Below are 15,644 nucleotides of genomic sequence, written 5' to 3'. Positions count from 1 at the left end.
GTCAGCTTTTCCCACCGCTTTCGTCCGCTCTGTTGCCTGCCGGACTTTCTTTCGGTGGGGCGCGGCTTCTACCACCGCCGCGCTCGCTGTCAACTCTGCGTTGACTGCCCTATTTTCTTGTCGGTGCGGCGCTCTCCCAGAAGTTCCTTCCGCGCCAGTGCGCGGGCTTCCGGGTGAGGGGCGCGGCTTCTATCTCTTCGCCGCGTTTAGGGTCAACAATCTTCCTGCTGCTTACGATTCCCGACCACCACCGCTTCAGCTCCGCCTCCCGTGAGGCAGCAACCCGCTCCAACCCCTTCGACGCCCGCTGATCAACTACCTGCGGCAATCATCTAAGAACCGGCTTGGAGAATGTCAATTTCCCGTCACCGATAGAACCGGGCGACTTCAGTGCCCTGTTCGGTTCGGAAGGCCCGGGAGGACCGCCTTCTCCACTCCTACTTCGCTGCGCCGTTCAAGTGCCACCGGAGTGACGCCTGCGTGTCGCCGCGAGGTATGCGGCTTATCCAACAGGCGACCAGGCAGCGCAAGAAGTTTGATGCAGGTCGCCAGCGCAGCGCGACGTGGTGGAGGGTAAACCCGGATCCCGCTCCACCGATTCCCCGGAGGCGATCAGCCCCCGAACTTGAGCTTGGAGAGGTCCACCCTTCCCCTCCGGCATTGCTCGGCGACCACCACCGAGCGCAGCTCCTGGTAGGCGCGCTCGAAATCGTCGTTCACGACGATGTAGTCGTAGGAGGCGATCCCCCGCTCGATCTCCGAGCGGGCCCCCAGCATGCGGCGACGGATGGTCTCGTCCGAGTCCGTCTGACGGTCCCGCAGGCGGCGCTCCAGTTCATCCATGGAGGGCGGGAGCACGAAGATGAGGACCGCGTCAGGGTGCTTGCGCTTGATGGACTGCCCGCCCTGCACGTCGATGTCGAAGACGGCGGTGCCCCGGCGGCTTCGCGCTTCGTCCACCACCGACTGGGGGCTGCCGTAGAAGTGGCCGTGCACTTCGGCCCACTCCACGAACTCGCCCTGTTCGATCTTCTGCTGGAAGGTGGCCACCCCGACGAAGTGGTAGTCCACGCCTTCCTGCTCCTTGCCTCGGGGCCGGCGGGTGGTGACGCTCGTGGAGAAGATGCCGTCCGGCATCTCCTTCAGGAGTCGGTGCGCGAGCGTGGTCTTTCCCGCCCCTGACGGAGCGGAGAGGACGAGCAACAGGCCAGGCGGGAGTCCAGAGGGTTCGTTCATTCGACGTTCTGCACCTGTTCGCGGATGCGCTCGACTTCGGCCTTCATCGAAACCACACGCGCGGAGATCTCCGCGTGCTGGCTCTTGGAGCCCGTCGTGTTCACCTCGCGGTGCATCTCCTGCACGAGGAAATCCATGCGCCGGCCGACCGGCTCGGGGCTCGCCATGAGGAGCCGGAACTGCTCAAGGTGGGTCGCCAGCCGGGTCACTTCTTCGGCGATGTCCGTGCGCTCGGCGAACAGGGCGACTTCCTGCGCCAGTCGCTGCGGATCCACCGCGACGCCGCGCGCGAGCTCCGCCACACGCTCGGTGAGCCGCTGCTGGTAGTCGTTCACCGCGCGCGGCGCGAGTCGGGCCACTTCCTGGCTCCAGCCCTCGATGAGCTTCATCCGGGTGTCGAGGTCCGTGTGGATGGACTCGCCCTCGGTGTTGCGCATCGTCTCCAGCGCCGCGAGGGCCTGCTGGAGCGCGGTCTGGGTGGCCTGGGTGGCGGACTCCACGTCCACGCCCTTCTCCTCCAGGCGGATGACTCCCGGCTGGTTGGACACCTGCGACCAGGTCACGTCCGCCGTCAGCCCCAGGGCTTCAGCGACCTCGCGGAAGGCGCGCGCGTATTCGCGGGCGAGGGCGACGTCCACCGTGGGGACATTGCCCGAGACGGTGGCCGCCTGACGGCGCACCAGGATCTCCACCGAGCCTCGCGCGAGCCGGTCCTTCACCAGCTTCACGAGCGCGGGCTCTAGCGCGGACAGCTCGCGCGGCAGCCGGACCTTCACTTCGCAGAACTTGTGGTTGAGCGAGCGCGCTTCCACGGAGACCTCTTCGTCTCCCACGCGGGCGCGGCCCGAACCAAATCCGGTCATGCTTTTGAGCATCGGGCGGGGTGCTAGGGGCTTTCCGTCCCGAGGTCAAGCCAGCGTCTTGCGTCCATTCCAATTCTGGTAGGGTCCGCCGCGATGGCGTGGCACAAGCGGCTCGAAACGTGGGCGAAGCTGGCGCTGACGCTCCTGGCCTCAGTCCTGTTCTGGCGCCCTGGACGTCGTCGCTCGCTCGGAACGCCCCTCCCCCTTCCTCGCAAGGTCCTGCTCGTCCGGCCTGACAACCGGGTGGGCGAAGCCCTGCTCACCACACCCTTGTTGCGGACCCTCAAGGCCCTGGTCCACCCGGCCCCGGAGGTGCACATCCTGGTGCACGCCAAGGTGGTCCGCGTCCTCAAGGGACATCCTGACGCGGATGCCGTCCTGGGATTCGACCGGCGACTCCTGTGGCTGGGTCCCCTGGCGCCCGGCATCCGCGCGCTCCGTCGCGCGGGCTATGACACCGTGGTGGACTGCGCCAACTGGAGCGCTCCTTCGGTGACGAGCGCGCTCGTGGCCCGGATGGTCGGGCCCAGGGCCACCGTCATCGGGCCTGGCCTCTGGCCCGTGAGCCTCCTGCAGTCGGTGTCGGTGCCCGCTCGAAGCGACACCCGGCAGGAAGCCGTCCAGCGGACCCACCTTCTCACCCCCCTGACGCAGGGGGCGGTGGCCCAGGGGCTTTCCTTCCGGGAGCCGGTCCTTGGGGCTCCCTTCCGGAACTATCTGGAAGGCTTCGCCGGGAAGGGCGCACGCCGCGCGGTCATCAATCCCGGAGGTCGCCTGGGCGAGCGCCGCATCCCCGCTGAAGCCTTTTCGGCGGCGGCCCGGGAGCTGATTTCGCTGGGCCATGTGCCCGTCGTCACCTGGGGTCCGGGAGAGGAGGCCCTGGCGCAGGCCGTGCTCTCGGGGGCTCCGGGGGCGGAGCTTGCTCCAGCCACCAGCATCGATGAGCTGGCCGCGCTCATGCGGGCCGCGGGTCTGACCATCTGCAACAACACCGGGCCCATGCACCTGTCCGTCGCCGTGGGCGCGCCCACGTTGGCGTTCTTCCTGCGCATGGACATGGAACGCTGGGGCCATGCGTCCCGGCCCCATCGCATGGTGGACCTGACGCCCCTGGTGGATGGGGCCTCTGGCGCAGGCATGGAACAGCGCGTGGCCGAGGAGGTCCGGTCGTTCGTCGCGGAGCGAAGCTCGCTCACGGGGTGAGCGGTCGCTCCCGTTCGGACACCATCTGAGGGACGCCCTGCTCCACGGGCCAGGCTCGTTGGCACCGAAGGCAGTGGACTTCCGGCGGGGTTCCTTCGTGGAGTTCGAGCGGCCCCTTGCAGTGAGGGCAGCCCAGGATGGACCGCAGCACCGGGTCCAGGACCATGGGCTACTTCGCGCCTTCGCGGCCGAGCCTGCGCGCCAGCTCCGTGGTGCTGTGGTCCTTCGGGTCTCCCGCCACCGCGGTCCGTCCTCCGTAGGCCCGGACCTCGTCGCCCTCCGGAATGGAGTCCGGCGTGTAGTCCGTCCCCTTCACGTGCACGTCGGGCTTGAGGGCCCGGATGAGGACTCGCACGTTCGGTTCGTCGAAGACGACAACCCGGTCGGTGCAGGCCAGGGCCGCCACCAGCTCCGCGCGCTCGGCTTCCGGGATGTGCGGGCGGCCCGGTCCCTTGTAGGCCCGAGTGGAGGCATCCGAGTTCACCGCCACCACCAGCACGTCCGCCAGGGCCTTCGCGCCCTCCAGGTACCGGACGTGTCCGACGTGCAGGAGGTCGAAGACCCCGTTGGCCAGGGCCACCGTGCGGCCCTGTTCGCGCCAGCGCTCCCTTTCCTCGGCGATGGCCGCGAGGGGACGAAGCTTGTCCAGGGTGTTCATCGCGGGCTCCGCAGCGCTCCGAGGAGTTCTTCCCGGGACACCGTCGCCGTGCCGGGTTTCTGCACCACCAGGGCTCCGGCCACGTTCGCGAGCCTCGCCGCTTCGCCGAACGAGGCTCCGGCCGCGAGCGACAACGCGAGGCTGGCGATGACCGTGTCCCCTGCCCCGGTCACGTCCACCGCCGACTTCGCTCCGTGCACGGGGATGAGGTCCACGCCACCCGTCGCGTCGAAGAGCGCCATGCCGTGCCGGCCCCGGGTCACCAGCAGCGCCTGACACCCCAGCTTGCGCACCGCCACGTGTCCGGCCTCCAGCAGATCTTCCTTCGTGCGCACCGGACGGCCCGCGAGCGCCTCCAGCTCCGGCTCGTTGGGCTTGCACACCGTCATGCCCGTGAAGGACGCGAGGGCGTACCGGCTGTCCACGCAGACGGGGAGCCCCTTCGCGGCGAGCTTCCGCAGCACCTCGCGGACCTCTTCGCCGACCGCTCCGGCGCCGTAATCCGACACCACCACCGCGTCCGCATCCTTCGCGGAGGCTTCCACCTGCCGGGCAATCGCGTTGCGCATCCGGGGCGGAAGGCCTCCTCGCTGGCCTTGATCCACGCGGAGCATCTGCTGCCTCGTGGTGCTCACGCCTCCCGCGAGGATGCGCGTCTTCGTCTCCGTCTGGATGCTTCGGCTGCTGACCGCGTGCAGTTGGATGTCCGCGGTTTCGAAGAGCTTGCGCAGCGAGCGGCCCATCGGATCCACGCCCAGGGCTCCCACCGCCGTCACCTGACCGGAGAGCGTCCGGACGTTGGCCGCCACGTTGGCGCCACCGCCCAGTTTCACTTCCGAGGACTCGTACCGGACGATGAGCACCGGGGCCTCGCGGCTCACCCGATCCGTCTGCCCGTAGAGGTAGTGGTCGGCGACTAGGTCTCCCACCAGCAACACCCGACGGCGCGCGAAGGCGAGTGGCAACCGCGAGGACGGAGCTGTCGGACGTGAGGACGGGGCCGCGGCCATGGGCGCGCTTTGTCCCACAGCACTCCGGCCCTCACAAGTCGCGCGTCTTCTCCGGGAGCCCGAGTGCCCGCCGCAGATGAGGCTCGCCCTCCAGGACCTCCACTCCCAGGCGCACCACCCAGGCTTCAAAACCCTGTGGCAGTCGGACCGCGTCCTTCTCCGTCGTCACCACGAGCGCGCCCTCCCGCCGGGCCCGGGCTGCGACGTCTCGCAGCTCGTCCGCCGTGAAGCGATGGTGATCCGGGAAGAGGGCCGCATCCCGCACCTGCGCTCCGAGCGCGGTGACGGTTCTCAGGAAGCCTCCGGGCCTCGCCAGCCCCGCGAGCACGAGGACCGGTCTTCCTTCGAGCGCGGTTGTCGCGTGCTCCGTGCCCGAGGCGTCCCACCAGCCCGTGGGCCCGTAGCGCGTCCGGACCCTGGGGGCCGTCACGGCTTCGAGCCAGGGGATGGGGACCGTGGGGCCTGACGACAGGGAGGCTGCTCGCAGCCAGAGCAGCGTGGCCCGTCTCAAGGCAGAGGGCGGCTCTCGGAGGGGTCCCCTGGGGAGCAGGTGGCCGTTGCCCAGGCCCACGGCTTCGTCCACGACCACCAGGTCTTCGTCCCGGTGGAGGCGGCGGTGCTGGAAGCCATCGTCCAAGAGGACCGTATCCAACCCGAAGTCATCCCTGGCCCGGCGCGCCGCGGCGACCCGGTCCGCTCCCACGAAGAGCCGGGCTTGTGGACACCGGCGCGCCAGCAACAGGGGTTCGTCTCCGGCGACCGTCACCTCGGGCGTGGGTTCGGAGCCCGTGAAGGTCACGGGCTCCGGGGACTCGCGGCCGTAGCCTCTCGTGAGGATGCCGACCTTGCGCCCTTCGCGGATCAGCATTTCGGCCAGGTGCAGCACCGCCGGCGTCTTGCCCGTTCCGCCCACGTTGAGGTTGCCCACCGAGACGACCCGCAGCCCTTCCACGGGTTCGGCTCGCAGCAGGCCGGTGTCGTAGAGCGCCCCCCTGAGACGAACCGCTCCGCCGTAGGTCCAGGACAGCAGGGACAGGGGGGACAGGAGGGCCTTGCGGGTCCAGGGCTCCGGCGTCGACGGATAGAAGACCCGCTCCAGGGCCGTGGGGGCGCTGGCTTCCTCGGGCTTCTGGGGAGGCCTCGTGCTGAGTGCGGTGCCTGGACCGGCCGTCATCGCCGGAGCTCCGCCGCCTGCCGGTAGAGGTCCAGGATGTCGCTGGCGATGCGCTCGTTCGTGGGGTGTTCGGTCCTGGCGCTCGCTCCGGACACGGCGGCGGCGAGCACGGCGTCCACCGTGGGGGCCTCCACTTGCGCATCCGTGAGGTCCGGGAGCGCGCCCTCCTTCACCGCCACCACCCGGACTCCGCAGGCTCGCGCCTGGGCCGCGGCCCTTGCGCTCCAGTCGTTGCCCAGGCCGAGGATCCAGACCTCATCCAGCGCCTGCAGCCACTTCGCGAAGGCCGGGCCCTGCTGGTAGCCCGCGAACGTCACCTGCCCTTCGAGGCCTCGCTCCGCGACCTGGGCCCGGGTCGCTTCGAGCAGGGCGCCGTCGCCGACCAGCACGAGACGGGCTTGCGGACGCTGGCGCGCGAACGCTCCGAAAGCTTCGACTCCCAACGCGTGACGCCGACTCTCCTGGAACGTGGAGATCATTCCCACGAGGTGCGTGTCCTCGAGGCCCAGGGTTCGACGCAGGGCCTTGCGGTCCTTCGCCGGCTGGAACATCGGATCCACCAGGGCGGGCAGGAGCTGGACGGGGCGGTGGCGGCCTTCGAGCTTCGCTTTCAGGTGGCTCGCGGGCACCGTGTAGGCACCGGCTTCGGGCAGCGAGGCTCGCAGTGAGCGCGGCGCGTGGATGGAGCGGATCCGCACCGCTCCTTTCGGCGTCCCCCAGCGGGCCAGGAGGTGATCGTGGGTGAAGTGGGCGTGGAGCACGTCCACCTGCCTTCGGCGGAGGGCTCGCAGATCGCTCCACAGCTCCCACGGTAGCGACTTCACGGACAACGCCAGGCCTCCCTCGTCCAGCAGGCCCAGCGATTGGAAGCGGGGGACGGCGGGCTCTTCCGCGGCGATGTCCCGGCGCTTCCGGTCCACCGCGACCGTGACCTCGTGGCCCAGGGCTCGCTGCGCCTGCGCCAGCAACGCGACGTTCTCCGCCGGGCCGCTCCAGAACGGACTCGCCAGCAGATGCAGGATGCGCATCAGCGCTCCACCAGCGAGTGGTAGAGGTCGCTCAGGGCCCTGGCTTCGTGTTCGACCCCGCAGCGACGACGCGCTTCCTCTTCGGCGTTGCGCCCCACCTGGCGCGCCCGCTCGGGTTCGCGGGTCAGCTGATCCAACAGTTCGCGCAGGCCCTTCACGTCCCCGGGTTCGAAGAAGAAGCCCGTGCGCCCGTGCTCGATGAGCGTGTCCAGGTACGGCAGCTTCGACGCCACCACGCAACAGCCGGAGGCCATCGCCTCCATGTGCACCAGCGAGTAGCCCTCCGCGTAGGACGGATGCACCAGGATGCTCAGCCCCTGGTACCAGGGCTCGATGGTGGACTGCTCTCCCGCGAGCGTCACCCGCTCCTCGATGCCCTGGCGCAGCCCGTTCACCCACGCGAGGTCCGGCCCCTTCGCGAGCCCCACCAGCACCGCCTGCCACTCCGGTCGCTCCGGCAACAAGGGCCGCAGGGCTTCGATGAAGTCGCCCTGCCCCTTCTCCTTTCGAATCCGCCCGATGACGCCGATGCCGTAGCGCCCTCCCTGCCCCAGTCGCGTCCAGGCGGCATCCCGGTCCTCCGGCGGTCGAAAGCGCGTGAGGTCGATGCCGTGGGAGATCACCGTGGACGGGAGCCGCATCACTTCAGCGATCTGATTCGTGAGCGACACCAGCGCGTCCGCGCCCCTCGCGAGCCAGCGGGTGAACTGTGTCGGTGCCACCGACGTGTGCCTCGTGAAGACGAGGCGGACCCGCTCCCCCAGGACCTTCAGGAGCATTCCCGCGAGCAGCTCGTTGTTCCGGTGCGCATGCCAGACGATGGGCTCCTGCTGCGCGCGCTGGACCAGCTCATTCCAGGAGATTTTCGGCAGGTCCGCCGTCAGGCCCGTGCCGATGACCCGCGTCTCGTCGTCCTTCGCGAGCGCGGGCACCACCGACTCCACATGCCGGGTCACTCCCGTGTATCGCTTGTGGAAGTGGGGATGGACGATGAGCGTCATGGGCTCACGGTCCTCGCCTCGCGGCGCCGCAGTGCGGCCATCGCTTCGGCGTTGCGTTCGCTGGCTCCGGAGATCTGGCGCACCGTTGCCTCCGCCCGGGCTCCCAGGGCGACCAGGCGGTCCGGGTTCGCGAGCAGGTCCTCCAACGCGGCGTGCAGGGCTTCTCCGTCCGCCACCAGGATGCCTCCGTTTCCTTCCAGCACCGCGACGCTGTCCTTGAAGTTGTCCATGTGCGGGCCGAACAACACCGGCTTGCCCTGCCCCGCTGGCTCCAGGATGTTCTGTCCGCCCCGCTTCGTGAACGAGCCTCCCACGAACACCACCGTCGCCAGACGGTAGGCACGCGACAGCTCCCCCATCGAGTCCATCACCACCACCGCCGCCCGGTCCGGATTGCCCAGGGAACGCAGGCCCGCGCTGAGGCCCTGCTCCTTCGCCAGGGACAGGATGCGCTCGGCGCGGTTCACGTAGCGCGGCGCGATGACCAGGGCCAGCGTGGGCCAGCGCTTCTGGAGACGCTGATACACCTGCAACAGGATTTCTTCCTCGCCCTCGTGGGTGCTTCCGGCGATCCACACGGGTTGGTCGGGCGACAGGCCCAGCGCGGTTCGCAGCGCTTCGTCCTCCGGCGCGGGCCCCGCTGCCAGGGCGTCGAACTTGGTGTTTCCGGTGGTGAGGACCCTCTCTGGCGGCGCTCCAAGGCTCCTGGCCCGGTCGGACTCTTCGTCCTGCCTCATCAGGAGCAGGTCCATGTCCTCCAGCGGGTTTCCGATGAGCCCGAAGAGCGTCCGGTACTTGCCCACGTTCGCTGGGGAGAAGCGGCCGTTGGTCATCACCACGCGGGCTCCGGAACGCTTCGCTGCGCGGATGAGGTTGGGCCAGACCTCCGTGTACTCCAGCACCAGCACGTCCGGGCGCAGGGCCCTCACGGCCCTTCGTGTCGCTCCCCACAGGTCATAGGGCGCGTAGACGACCCCGTCGATCTGCTTCGCCAGGCGGTCTTTCGCCATCGCATGGCCACTGTCCGTCATCGTCGAGAGCACGATGCGGCACCCGGGGAAGCGCCTTCGCAGGGGGGCGAACATGGGCGCCAGGGCCAGCAGGTCTCCCGCGCTGGCTCCGTGCAGCCACAACAGCGGACCTTCTCCCCGGGGCAGGTCTCCGGGTGCGTAGAAGCCCAGCCGCTGCATCAGCCCGTGACGCGTCTTCCGGTGCACGCAGAGCACCGGGAACAGCAGCGCGAAGAGGATGTAGGTGGCGACGATGTAGAGCAGGCGCATGGGCGACGTCCCGCGCTCTATCAGATGCCCGGCGCTCGCGGCACCACCCGCACGGGACTCGGGACGAGCCAGGGTCGCCACTCGTGACCAAAGAAGCGGCCGGGCGCGTGCGCCCAGACCTCCACCTGCACCACTCCGGGCCCCGTCAGTTCGATGTGCTGCCCGTCGGGGGCCAGACGACCTTCGCCCCAGACCCGGACCTCGACCGTTCCCGGGACGTGTTCCGGGAGGCGCACCGTCAGCGTCGCACCCACGGGGGCTTCACGGGATTGCACGTCGTACCCTTCCAAGGCGAAGCCTTCCGGGGCGCCCAGGGCTCGGAAGACACAGAGGGCCTGGGTGCTCGCCAGGGCCTTCGTGACCTGCGCGGCGGCTTCGCGGGCGTCCTGGGACAGCGGGCCTGACAGAAGCTCCGGTGGGAACTCCATGTCGAGCGCGCTGAAGACCGTCTCGTACGCGGGCAGGCCGTGCGCATCGTGCGCGCACAGGGCGAGCCTCGTGCGCTCTCGCGCCAGTTCCAGGAAGCGCGTGGTGGGCTCCGGTTCAGGGGCCACGAGCAACATCACGCCATGCACCGGATTGATCAGCGACGCTCCCACCGCGGGCAGGAGCCGACTCACCGGACTTCGCAACGCCTGACGGAAGAAGGTGTCCGCGGAGTACAGCTCGAAGCCGGGCACCCGGTGCGCGGTGGGTTCGTCGGTCCAGGGGTTCTTCTTCTGGACCGGATGGGCGAGAACGGCCGTACCTCCCGCGGCTTCGACCGCCGCCACGGCTTGTTCGGGCGGACCCCAGGGCTTCACGTCCTGCAAGGGCCGCTGCATTCCGAAGGCCGCCAGATGGCCTGCGTTGGTGGAGAGCTCCACCCCGGGAATGAGCAACACGCCGTCCATCCACGTCGCGGTCGGGGGCTTGAGGTCGTTGTGGTCGGTGAGCACCACGAAGTCCAGGCCCGCGGCCTTCGCCGCCGCCGCGACCTTCGCGGGCGTCCCGTTCCCATCCGAACGGGTGGTGTGCACGTGGTACGCGCCCCGGATCCAGGCCTTCGCCTTCGGCGATGGGGGGACCACCGGGTAGTCCGCGAAGCCCGCCGCGAAGGCGAAGAAGCCCGCGATGCCCAGGAGCAGCAACAGCATCCCGAGCACGGCCCGGACACTCAGGGAGAGGAACCGCTTCGCGGACTTCACGCGCGGATCCGTCCTGGGGCTCGACGCGTTTCAACGTCCACCTGGAGCGGTTCGCGCGGACGTAAGCAGGAAGCGCTGGTCGCCAACATGCCGCGCGACGCCCGACGGTGCTCCATGTCCGCGCAGGCCACGGGTCGTGACCTGGACGTCACTGACACCATGGCGTTCGTCGCCCTCATGCCGCGCCACGCTCCGCGGATCCCGTCGTCTGCAGGCGCCACATGGCGGCGTAGCGGCCTTCCTTCTGGAGCAGCTCCGCGTGGCTGCCGCTCTCCACGATGCGCCCCGCCTCCACCACGTGGATCACGTCCGCACTCGTCACCGTCGACAACCGGTGCGCGATCACCAGGGCCGTGCGCCCGGGGAGGACCTTCGTCAGCGCGGCCTGGACCTCGCGCTCGTTCTCCGGATCCAGGCTGCTGGTCGCTTCGTCCAGCACCAGCACCGGCGCCTTCGACAACACCGCCCTGGCGATGCACAGCCGCTGGCGCTGGCCTCCGCTCAGCGTCACGCCCCGCTCTCCAATCCGCGTGTCGTAACCCTGTGGCAGGGCCTGGATGAAGGTGTCCGCGTTCGCCACCCTCGCCGCGGCCTCCACTTCTTCCCTCGTTGCTGCCGGCCTCGCGTGGCGCAGGTTGTCCAATACCGTGCCGTGGAAGAGCAGCGGCTCCTGCGTCACCAGCGCGAACTGGCTCCGCACGCTCGCCGCCGTGTACGTGTCCGCGTCCACTCCATCCAGGAGGATGCGGCCTTCCTGCGGACGCTCGAAGCGCAGCAACATCGACGTCACCGTGCTCTTGCCGCCTCCGCTGCCACCCACCAGCGCCGCCACCTGGCCCACCTTCAGGTCCAGCGTCAGGGACTCGAGCGCGCGCCGCTCCCCGTAGAAGAACCGCACGCCCTCCATCCGCAGCGACTGCCGCATCGCGGGCGCGGGGATGGCCCCGGGCGCGTCCTCCACCGGGTGCTTCAGGTCCAACAGCGCGAAGAGCCGCTCTCCCGCCGCCCCCGCCTGCACCGCGAACTGCGTCACCCGGCCCAGGTCCTTCACCGGCTGGTACACGAGGATCACCGCCGTCAGCAGCGACAGGAGCGCCTCCGGCTCCATCGCCCGCGTCGCCGCCGCGTACCCCAGCGCTCCCGCCAGCGCCGCCGCCGCCAGCACCTCCATCAACCCCGGCACCCCACCCCGTGCCCACGCCGCGCCCACCACCGCTTCCTCGTGCGCCTTCGCGTAGGACTCGAAGCGCGCGAGCTCCGCCTTCTGGCCGTTGAAGGCCTGGATGGTGCGCAGCCCTCCCAGGCCCTCGTGCAGTTGGCCCGCGAGCTGGCCCAGGTGGGCCTGTCCCTCGCGCGTTCCCTTCAACACCTTGCGCGTCAGCTTCGAGGCGGGCAGCGCCGCCAGCGGAATCACCGCCAGCATCAGCCCTCCCAACATCGGACTCATCGACAGCGCCACGCCCGCCAGCACCAGCACCTGGATGGTGTCGCGCAGGTAGGAGCCCACCGTGTACATGGCGGCCATCTCCACCGCCATCACGTCCGAGGAGAAGCGGCTGAGCAGGTCTCCCGTCCGCTGCTTCGACATCTGCGACGGAGATAGCGCCGTGAGCCGCAGGAACAGGTCGCGCCTGAGGTCCTTCACCACGCGCTGCGCGAACAGGCCCATGAAGTAGAACTGGCCCAGATACCCCACGCCCTTCACCGCGCCCACGGCCAGCACGAACACCGGGAAGCCCCAGAGCGCCGCCTCGCGCGGCAGGTCCGCGAGCCAGGGCACCTTGTGCGCGCTCGCGAAGCCCTCCTCTCCTCCCGACAGGAGGAAGCGCAGGGCCGGCCCCAACAGGTACGCGTACGCGCCCGTGGCGAGCCCCAGCACCGCCATGCACACGAACGCCAGCACGAGGATGCCCGCGTGCGGCCGCGCGTAGCGCAACAGTCGCCACAGCACTCGATGCATGACTACTTCACCACCTTCTGCAACGCCGCCCTCGCGAGCACCGAATACGGGTTCAGCTCCAACACCTTCATCAGCTTCTTTCGCGCGAGCGGTGCGTCGTCCAGGTCGATTTCGATGATGGCCGCGATGATCTGCGCCCGCTCCAGGTAGGGGTCCAACGTCAGCGCCTTCTTGAGCACCTTGCGAGCCGCGAGCGCCCGCTGCATCAGCGAGCCGGCCGAGCCCCGGTACAGCGCCCAGGCGAGGTACGAGTAGTACTCGGGCTCATGCTCGTTGAGCGCCACCGCCTCCTGGAAGCCCTGGATGGCCGTGCGGTAGTCGCCCCGCTTCAGCGCGGACTCTCCCCGGCGCAGTGAAATCTCCGCGTCCACGTTGATGGCGGTCGCCCGGCCCACCACCTCCTGCCGGCTGAAGAAGTACTGGAGGTAGGCGCGGCGCTTCTCGTCCACGCTCAGCACCCGGTACGACGCGGACAGCTTCTCCTGCACCTGGTCCAACAGGTCGCGCAGGTCGGAGATGTCGAACTCCGCGTAGGTGTCCGGATGAAAGCGCATCGCCGTCTCGTGGTACGCGCGCTCCACCGCTTCCTTGTCCGCCGCGATGTGCAGGCCCAGCCCGCCGAAGTAGCTGCGCGTGATGATCCGCACCGCTTCCTCGCGCAGCGCCGCCGCCGTCTCCGCGGGCAGCGTCTTGCGCTTGCGCGGCGCGATGACGTCCGGCGCCGCCGCGCTCAACACGTCCGTGCCCGACGCCACCGGCACCGGCGAGAACGTCACCCCGCCCGTCAGCCGCAGGAACCACAGGAGCGTGTACGCCGCCCGCAGCTCCGCGCGCCCGTGCGCCAGCAGGTCCTTGAGCACGATGCGGCCATTCACCTGCATGGCCAGCTTGATGTCCTCCGTGTCCAGCGCCATCGCCTGGAGGTCCCGGCCGAAGTCCGCCGAGCGCACCGGGTACTCGTTCAGGTGCGCCCGCAGCGCCGCCGCCACCACCCGCAGCGGCATCCGCTGGCGCGCCGCCTCCAACAGGGGCGCCAGGGCCGGCTGCTCCACCGCCGCCACCTCCGAGGCGAACTCATCCCCCGCGTAGAACGCGAAGCGGCCCTCCCGCATGGCCAGCACCCGGCCGAGCCTGTCCCGCGTGAAGTCGCGCAGGAGGGCCAGCAGGTCCTCGCCCACCGCCTCCACGCCCACGTCCGCCAGCGCCGCGCCGATGCGCAGCCCCGAGGCCAGCGCCTCCACCACCACCGGCTCCTGGGCCTCCGTGAGGACCTTGCGCTCGCGCAGGAAGCGGGGCAGCGCGTCCTGCTTCGCGGAGGCGTCGAAGTTCACCGGCCCGCCGCGCAGGAAGTACACGCGCCGGGACAGGTCGCGGTGGGCCACCACCAGCACGCCGTCGCGGCGCAGCCGGTAGAGCGAATGCAACAGCGCCGGCAGGGGCCAGGCCTTCAGGTCCCCCGCCGCCACCGCGGGGCGCGACAGCGTGGCGGACAGGCCCGTCAGCACCTGGGCCTGCGCGGCCTTCACCAGCGACTCCAGCCGGGGCACCAGTTCACCCGGCTTGAGCGGATCCGGGATGTACGCGTTGACCTTCAGGTCCAGCACCGAGCCCACGCCGCGCGCCCGGCCCAGGTGCCCCTTGTCGATGGCCACGATGGGCACGCGCCCGCCCTGGCTGTGCCCCCGGATGAGGTGCACGACGTGCTGCCCGTCCACGCGCGGCAGGTCCACGCCCAATACCACCACGTCCGGGTTGTCCGCCGAGAAGTGCTCCAACGCCATCACGGCGTCATTCACCGCCCGCACGGTGTACCCGGCCTGGGAGAGCAGGCCCGTCAGGTGCTCGAGTGTCGGGGGGTGGCTCTCAGCGAGCAGAAGCGTCTTCAAGGGGGCCGCAGTCTACAGCCTCCCTCCCCCCGCGCATCAGGTACGATGCGGGCCTCTTGTCGCCCATGACGCCGCCGCCCTCCCCCCGCATCCTCGTCGTGGCCGGCGAGGCCTCCGGCGACACCCACGCCGCGGAGCTTGTCGCCGCCCTCCAGGCCCTGCGCCCGGACCTCACCTTCTTCGGCATGGGTGGCGCCCGACTGGCCGCCCGGGGGGTGGAGCTCATCCACGACGCCCGCGAGGTGTCCGTCATGGGCATCACCGAGGTGCTGCCCCGCATCCCCCGCATCCTGCGGATCATGAAGGACCTGGCCCAGGCCGCCGCCGAGCGCCGCCCCGTCTGCGCCATCCTGGTGGACATCCCGGACTTCAACCTGCGGCTGGCCAAGAAGCTCAAGGCCCTGGGCATCCCGGTGGCCTATTACGTCTCCCCGATGATCTGGGCCTGGCGCCGGGGCCGCGTGCGCACCATCCAGCGCCTGGTGGACCGGATGCTCTGCATCCTGCCCTTCGAGGAGGACTTCTACCGCGAGGCCGGCGTCAGCGCCCGCTACGTGGGCAGCCCCGTGCTGGAGCAGATGCCCGCCGCCGCCACCGCCCGGGAGTTCCGGCAGCGGCTGGGCCTGTCGTTGGACGCCCCCACGCTCGCGCTGCTTCCCGGCAGCCGCATGAGCGAAATCCGCCGCATCCTGCCCACGCTCGTGGGCGCGGCGAAGCAGTTGTCGGCGGAGCGACCCGGACTCCAGGTCGTGGTGCCGGTGGCGCCCACCATCGCGAAGGAGGAGATCACCTCCCGCTTCGAGGGCAGCGGCGTGACGCCCGTGCTGGTGGACGGCCGGGCCCCGGAGGTGGTGGGGGCCAGTGACGCCGCGGTGGTGGCCTCCGGCACGGCGGTGCTGGAGGCGGGGCTGATGGAGCGGCCCCTGGTCGTCGTCTACCGCGTGTCGCTGGTGACGTACCTGGTGGGCCGGATGATGCTGAAGGTGGCCTTCGTGTCGCTCATCAACCTGCTGGCGGGCCGGCGCGTCGTCCCGGAGCTGCTCCAGGGGGACATGACCCCGGAGAGGATCTCCGAGGAGGTCCGGCGCGTCTGGCTGCCCGGCGCCCCCCGCGACGCGATGGTCCAGGGGCTGGCCGAGGTGCGTGGGCGCCTGGGGG

The 15,644-nt window shown here is 70.0% G+C and carries 14 protein-coding genes; 2 read left to right on the top strand and 12 right to left on the bottom strand.

From position 1 onward, the window contains the following. Positions 1–612: 612 nt before the first annotated feature. Positions 613–1,236, bottom strand: a complete 624-nt coding sequence (gene gmk, locus D7Y13_RS25480) for a guanylate kinase (RefSeq protein WP_120532511.1) — start codon at positions 1,234–1,236, stop codon at positions 613–615. Next, positions 1,233–2,111 (bottom strand): YicC/YloC family endoribonuclease, encoded by an 879-nt coding sequence (locus D7Y13_RS25475; protein WP_120532512.1) that lies wholly within the window; start codon positions 2,109–2,111, stop codon positions 1,233–1,235. The genes gmk and D7Y13_RS25475 overlap by 4 nt, the downstream gene beginning before the upstream one ends. A gap of 81 nt (positions 2,112–2,192) precedes the next feature. Here D7Y13_RS25475 and D7Y13_RS25470 point away from each other — a divergent pair, with 81 nt between their 5' ends. Continuing rightward, a complete protein-coding gene (locus D7Y13_RS25470; RefSeq protein ID WP_120585489.1) occupies positions 2,193–3,302 on the top strand; it encodes a glycosyltransferase family 9 protein in 1,110 nt (369 codons plus the stop codon). Here D7Y13_RS25470 and D7Y13_RS48940 read toward each other — a convergent pair. The 10 genes from D7Y13_RS48940 to D7Y13_RS25425 all read right to left on the bottom strand — a co-directional run bounded on the left by D7Y13_RS48940 (position 3,292) and on the right by D7Y13_RS25425 (position 14,486). Next, positions 3,292–3,468, bottom strand: a complete 177-nt coding sequence (locus D7Y13_RS48940; protein WP_341870441.1) for a Trm112 family protein — start codon at positions 3,466–3,468, stop codon at positions 3,292–3,294. The genes D7Y13_RS25470 and D7Y13_RS48940 overlap by 11 nt on opposite strands. Before the next feature lie 3 nt (positions 3,469–3,471). Then, positions 3,472–3,960: an adenylyltransferase/cytidyltransferase family protein gene (locus D7Y13_RS25465; protein WP_120585490.1), complete on the bottom strand. Its 489-nt coding sequence runs from the start codon at positions 3,958–3,960 to the stop codon at positions 3,472–3,474. Further along, a complete protein-coding gene (locus D7Y13_RS25460; RefSeq protein WP_120585491.1) occupies positions 3,957–4,970 on the bottom strand; it encodes a bifunctional heptose 7-phosphate kinase/heptose 1-phosphate adenyltransferase in 1,014 nt (337 codons plus the stop codon). Before D7Y13_RS25460 ends, D7Y13_RS25465 begins: the two co-directional genes overlap by 4 nt. Before the next feature lie 31 nt (positions 4,971–5,001). Further along, the gene (gene lpxK / locus D7Y13_RS25455; protein WP_120585492.1) at positions 5,002–6,144 is read right to left on the bottom strand and encodes a tetraacyldisaccharide 4'-kinase; all 1,143 of its coding nucleotides are present in this window, start codon (positions 6,142–6,144) and stop codon (positions 5,002–5,004) included. Further along, positions 6,141–7,172, bottom strand: a complete 1,032-nt coding sequence (locus tag D7Y13_RS25450; RefSeq protein WP_120585493.1) for a glycosyltransferase — start codon at positions 7,170–7,172, stop codon at positions 6,141–6,143. The genes lpxK and D7Y13_RS25450 overlap by 4 nt, the downstream gene beginning before the upstream one ends. Continuing rightward, the gene (locus D7Y13_RS25445) at positions 7,172–8,173 is read right to left on the bottom strand and encodes a glycosyltransferase family 4 protein (RefSeq protein ID WP_120585494.1); all 1,002 of its coding nucleotides are present in this window, start codon (positions 8,171–8,173) and stop codon (positions 7,172–7,174) included. Before D7Y13_RS25445 ends, D7Y13_RS25450 begins: the two co-directional genes overlap by 1 nt. Then, positions 8,170–9,453: a 3-deoxy-D-manno-octulosonic acid transferase gene (locus D7Y13_RS25440; RefSeq protein WP_120585495.1), complete on the bottom strand. Its 1,284-nt coding sequence runs from the start codon at positions 9,451–9,453 to the stop codon at positions 8,170–8,172. Before D7Y13_RS25440 ends, D7Y13_RS25445 begins: the two co-directional genes overlap by 4 nt. Positions 9,454–9,473: 20 nt before the next feature. After that, positions 9,474–10,640: a PHP domain-containing protein gene (locus D7Y13_RS25435; RefSeq protein ID WP_370451733.1), complete on the bottom strand. Its 1,167-nt coding sequence runs from the start codon at positions 10,638–10,640 to the stop codon at positions 9,474–9,476. 175 nt (positions 10,641–10,815) lie between these two features. Next, positions 10,816–12,600: an ABC transporter ATP-binding protein gene (locus D7Y13_RS25430; protein ID WP_120630793.1), complete on the bottom strand. Its 1,785-nt coding sequence runs from the start codon at positions 12,598–12,600 to the stop codon at positions 10,816–10,818. A 2-nt stretch (positions 12,601–12,602) separates the two neighbouring features. Beyond that, entirely contained in the window at positions 12,603–14,486 is a 1,884-nt protein-coding gene (locus D7Y13_RS25425; protein ID WP_120532521.1) for a DUF4388 domain-containing protein, read from the bottom strand. Positions 14,487–14,551: 65 nt separating this feature from the next. On the opposite strand from D7Y13_RS25425, the gene lpxB reads away from it, so the two are divergent. Continuing rightward, a partial coding sequence (gene lpxB / locus D7Y13_RS25420; RefSeq protein WP_120630792.1) for a lipid-A-disaccharide synthase occupies positions 14,552–15,644 on the top strand: 1,093 nt, incomplete at its 3' end.

The sequence above is a fragment of the Corallococcus praedator genome (genome assembly GCF_003612125.1).
Classification (GTDB): Bacteria; Myxococcota; Myxococcia; order Myxococcales; family Myxococcaceae; genus Corallococcus; species Corallococcus praedator.
This window is presented reverse-complemented; position numbering and strand designations above follow the sequence as displayed.

Excerpts from the sequence above, each read along its gene's own strand:
- gmk (WP_120532511.1), bottom strand. The coding sequence starts at position 1,236 with ATGAACGAACCCTCTGGACTCCCGCCTGGCCTGTTGCTCGTCCTCTCC.
- D7Y13_RS25475 (WP_120532512.1), bottom strand. The coding sequence starts at position 2,111 with ATGCTCAAAAGCATGACCGGATTTGGTTCGGGCCGCGCCCGCGTGGGA.
- D7Y13_RS25470 (WP_120585489.1), top strand. The coding sequence starts at position 2,193 with ATGGCGTGGCACAAGCGGCTCGAAACGTGGGCGAAGCTGGCGCTGACG.
- D7Y13_RS48940 (WP_341870441.1), bottom strand. The coding sequence starts at position 3,468 with ATGGTCCTGGACCCGGTGCTGCGGTCCATCCTGGGCTGCCCTCACTGC.
- D7Y13_RS25465 (WP_120585490.1), bottom strand. The coding sequence starts at position 3,960 with ATGAACACCCTGGACAAGCTTCGTCCCCTCGCGGCCATCGCCGAGGAA.
- D7Y13_RS25460 (WP_120585491.1), bottom strand. The coding sequence starts at position 4,970 with ATGGCCGCGGCCCCGTCCTCACGTCCGACAGCTCCGTCCTCGCGGTTG.
- lpxK (WP_120585492.1), bottom strand. The coding sequence starts at position 6,144 with ATGACGGCCGGTCCAGGCACCGCACTCAGCACGAGGCCTCCCCAGAAG.
- D7Y13_RS25450 (WP_120585493.1), bottom strand. The coding sequence starts at position 7,172 with ATGCGCATCCTGCATCTGCTGGCGAGTCCGTTCTGGAGCGGCCCGGCG.
- D7Y13_RS25445 (WP_120585494.1), bottom strand. The coding sequence starts at position 8,173 with ATGACGCTCATCGTCCATCCCCACTTCCACAAGCGATACACGGGAGTG.
- D7Y13_RS25440 (WP_120585495.1), bottom strand. The coding sequence starts at position 9,453 with ATGCGCCTGCTCTACATCGTCGCCACCTACATCCTCTTCGCGCTGCTG.
- D7Y13_RS25430 (WP_120630793.1), bottom strand. The coding sequence starts at position 12,600 with ATGCATCGAGTGCTGTGGCGACTGTTGCGCTACGCGCGGCCGCACGCG.